This window comes from Thermovirga sp. (assembly GCA_012523215.1).
Classification (GTDB): Bacteria; Synergistota; Synergistia; order Synergistales; family Thermovirgaceae; genus 58-81.
Genome location: JAAYIZ010000173.1, coordinates 1 through 3,343, shown reverse-complemented (window position 1 = coordinate 3,343; position 3,343 = coordinate 1). Strand labels below are relative to the sequence as shown.

6 protein-coding genes and 1 pseudogene are annotated in these 3,343 nt (G+C 56.2%); 6 read left to right on the top strand and 1 reads right to left on the bottom strand.

All coding sequences use genetic code 11. From position 1 onward, the window contains the following. Positions 1-161: cation:proton antiporter (locus GX108_04915; protein NLO56379.1), on the top strand; the 161-nt coding region annotated here is incomplete at its 5' end. A 13-nt stretch (positions 162-174) separates the two neighbouring features. Here GX108_04915 and msrB read toward each other — a convergent pair. Further along, positions 175-596, bottom strand: a pseudogene (msrB, locus tag GX108_04910) (peptide-methionine (R)-S-oxide reductase MsrB). Positions 597-814: 218 nt separating this feature from the next. On the opposite strand from msrB, the gene GX108_04905 reads away from it, so the two are divergent. From GX108_04905 to GX108_04885, 5 genes are all read left to right on the top strand, one after another. Further along, entirely contained in the window at positions 815-1,882 is a 1,068-nt protein-coding gene (locus GX108_04905) for an AbrB family transcriptional regulator (GenBank protein ID NLO56378.1), read from the top strand. 80 nt (positions 1,883-1,962) lie between these two features. Further along, a complete protein-coding gene (locus tag GX108_04900) occupies positions 1,963-2,199 on the top strand; it encodes a hypothetical protein (protein NLO56377.1) in 237 nt (78 codons plus the stop codon). Then, entirely contained in the window at positions 2,190-2,663 is a 474-nt protein-coding gene (locus GX108_04895; protein ID NLO56376.1) for an aminotransferase class I/II-fold pyridoxal phosphate-dependent enzyme, read from the top strand. Before GX108_04900 ends, GX108_04895 begins: the two co-directional genes overlap by 10 nt. Continuing rightward, entirely contained in the window at positions 2,581-3,066 is a 486-nt protein-coding gene (locus GX108_04890) for an aminotransferase class I/II-fold pyridoxal phosphate-dependent enzyme (GenBank protein NLO56375.1), read from the top strand. Before GX108_04895 ends, GX108_04890 begins: the two co-directional genes overlap by 83 nt. Beyond that, positions 3,038-3,343: GIY-YIG nuclease family protein (locus GX108_04885; protein ID NLO56374.1), on the top strand; the 306-nt coding region annotated here is incomplete at its 3' end. The genes GX108_04890 and GX108_04885, both read left to right, overlap by 29 nt.

Sequence of the window (3,343 nt, the reverse complement as noted above, 5' to 3'; positions counted from 1 at the left end):
TGGCTTTTCTGAGCAAAAGGGTTTTGCCCGAAGCCACGGGTCACATGTTGCTCGCGATAATATTATCCTCGTCGTTCCTGTACGAGTTGATCGGGCCCGTGAGCGCCAAGATCGCCCTGATCTACTCCGGCTCCATCCAGATGGAACAGATAGAGGAGTGACCCCCGGACGGCCTCAATCCGTGCCGGGGCGAGGGGGCTGGTCGGGCTTGAAGTCAAGGGCGACGGAGTTGATGCAGTAACGCATACCCGTCGGGGGAGGCCCATCGGGGAACAGGTGGCCTAGGTGCGCGTCGCACCTGGCGCAGAGCACTTCCACCCTGGTCATGCCGTGGGACCGGTCCTCCCGGGTCGAAACGCTTTCGGGCGACAGGGGTTCAAAAAACCCGGCCACCCGCTTCCGGAGTCATACTTTGAGTCCGAAGTGAACAGGCCGTTCCCGCAGTTTGAGCAGAGGTAGGTTCCTTTTTCCCCGTGGTTGTAGTATTTTCCTGAAAAGGGCGGTTCCGTTCCGCCTCCCCTGGTGACCCTGAACTGTTCGGGTGTGAGGAGGGACTTCCATTCCTCCTCAGTATGGGTTATTTTATTCTGGGACAAGACGGCACCCTCCTTGAGATCCCCTGGTGGCTCGCTTTAGAGTCTTGGCAGATACATCCAGAGGAGAAGGGCTACAACCGAAGGAATAGGGCTATAAAACGTCCCTTTGGTCCCCTCGGATACTCCATGTAAGGGTACATTTGAGATTTTTACCATTTTATCATTCCCGGCGGGTTTCCTCCCCGGTTATTCCCCGCCGCCTGATCTGGGGGAATTTTATGGACTGGGCCTTAAACTTTTTCCTTCTGTTTCTTATCGGAATACCGGGGTGGCTGCTTTTCCGGGCCTTCCGGATACCCGCTGCCGTAATGGTTGGAGCCATGGTCTCGGCGGCCTTCTTCGCCGTCAAGGGGTGGGTTGTGCCGGCGATCCCTGAAGGGGCGAATATGCTTTTCCAGGTGGCCCTGGGGCTCTTTGTCGGGATTCGTTTTAGCAGCAGAACCGGCAGTGACCTAGTAAGCAGCCTGCGTGTTGCTCTCCTTGCCGCGGTCTGGTGGATAATATTTCCCCTTGGCCTTGGCTGGGTGATGAACCGATGGTCCGATCTTGGGTTGGCGACCTCCATCCTTGGGACGGTGCCAGGGGGCATCGCCGAGATGAGTTTGCTGGCCTTCACCCTTGAGGCCGACGTTGCTCTGGTGGCGTTGATGCAGTTCTTCCGTGTTTCTTCGATCCTCTTCGTCACGCCGGTTCTTTTCGGAAAGATTGGTAAAATCCCCGCCGCAACCGATAACGGATACTCCTATGCCGTGAACAGCAAGAACGATGTCTTTAAACAGTCGGGCAAACCCGCGCTTAAGTCTGGCAGTCGGATCCTGACAATATTCATTGCTGCGGCGGGTGGTATTTCATTCAATTGGTTTGGAGTTCCCGTTGGTGGGTTCATAGGTTCAATGATTTTCGTTGCTATCGCAGCCGCATGGGGTCTACCCATCCGGCCCTTGCCGGTTATGGTGAGGCACGTGGCTCAACTAGGACTAGGCTCGATAATTGGACTTTTCGCAACCCCCGAAACGTTTTCGACGCTGTACGGCATGTTCCTGACCATCCTGGTTACTACTGCTGGCATGTTGGTCTGGGGTGTTATACTGGCCTTCATTGTGAGGGGCATCAACCAGTGGAGCCTCATGACTTGTCTTTTAGCCACCTGCCCGGGGGGGATCACCCAGATGTCCTCCATCGCTGAGGACCTCGAGGCTGACCCTATCAAGGTGAGCCTCCTGCACCTCGTAAGGCTCTTGACCATTTACGTCATCCTCCCCCCTCTTATCAAGGCGCTGGTCTAGAGGATTCTCTTCTTCTTCCAAGGGGGTTTGGGATAAAATTCGAGAAGGGGCATCCCCTCAGTGAGACAGGAGATTATTAGATGAAGATCGAAGAGTTCAAACTCGAAAGAACTCTGGCCAGGTTTCAGAACAAAGTGGAGTATGACCTCAGCGATTCGGGTACATACCCTATGTTCATCCGCGAGATCCTTTCGCCGGAGGAAATAGAAGAGGCCTACAATAACCTGCACCTGAAATATGTTCACACCGCCGGGACAGAACACCTCAGAAAGGCCGTCGCTTTCTTCTACGAGGGGATCCCTCCTCGGTGTTCATGACGAACGGGTCGGCCGAGGCCCTCTTCCTGATCGCCTGGGGGCTCATCGAGCCGGGGGACGAAGCCGCCTTCATGATTCCCAACTTCATGCTCCTCTCCCACGTGGTGGAGTCCAACGGCGCGGTGGTCCGAAACTTCAGACTTGACCCGAAGCAAGGTTGCTCCCTCGACCTGGACAGCCTGAAAAGGGCACTCACGCCTAAAACCAAACTCATCTGCGTCTGCAACCCCAACGACCCCACTGGGACGGTCCTCTCGAGGGAGCAGATGGGGCAGATCGTCGAAGTCGCCTCGGAAGCCGGCGCCTACCTCCTCTCTGACGAAGTGTACCGAGGAGCTGAGCAGATCGATGAGATGACACCAAGTTTCTGGGGCATGTACGATTGTCATCAGCGGACTCTCCAAGTCCTTTGGGCTGCCCGGCCTCAGGATAGGCTGGGTGACCGGCCCCAGGGAGATAACTGAAATGTCATGGTTCTACCATGATTTCCTTTCCACCACGGTCACGACTTTCAGCGACTACCTTGCCACGAAGGCCCTTGAACCCGGAATGCGAGAAAGAATCTTCGCCCGCAACAGGAGCATCGTCCGGCGGAACCTGGCCACCTTTACCGAATGGGTCAACAGCCATGGGGGCATGCTTTCCTTCACCCCTCCGGCGACCGGTTGCTTTGCCTTCGTCAGGTATGACCTTCCCGTCCCATCCTGGGACCTCGTGATGGACATGGTCGAAAATAACAGCATCTTCGTCATCCCGGGCAGTTGCTTCGGCATTGAGAATCATCTTAGGCCGAATTTCGGCGTCGACAAGCCCCGCCTGGAGGAAGGGTTGAAGAGGGTTGACAGGGCCCTGTCAAAATACCTCTGATCCGGGTCTTTTTTACATCTACCTCTTAAGGTGCTCTGATGAGTCCTACTACTGCGGTATTGCCCGGGATCCCCAAAGGCGCCTCCGGCAGCATAACGAAGGCAGGGGAGCCAGGTACACCGCTTCCCGCCGGCCGGTGGAGCTCATCTATGCCACGTCCCGTGGTTATTCGCGGGCCCAGGCCCAGGTTATCGAGAGGAAGGCCAAGATGAAGCCGAGAGACCAAAAGCGTTCCTACCTTGAGGCGACCGATGTCCAGGAAGACAGGGGAACCGGC

Excerpts from the sequence above, each read along its gene's own strand:
- GX108_04905 (NLO56378.1), top strand. The coding sequence starts at position 815 with ATGGACTGGGCCTTAAACTTTTTCCTTCTGTTTCTTATCGGAATACCG.
- GX108_04900 (NLO56377.1), top strand. The coding sequence starts at position 1,963 with ATGAAGATCGAAGAGTTCAAACTCGAAAGAACTCTGGCCAGGTTTCAG.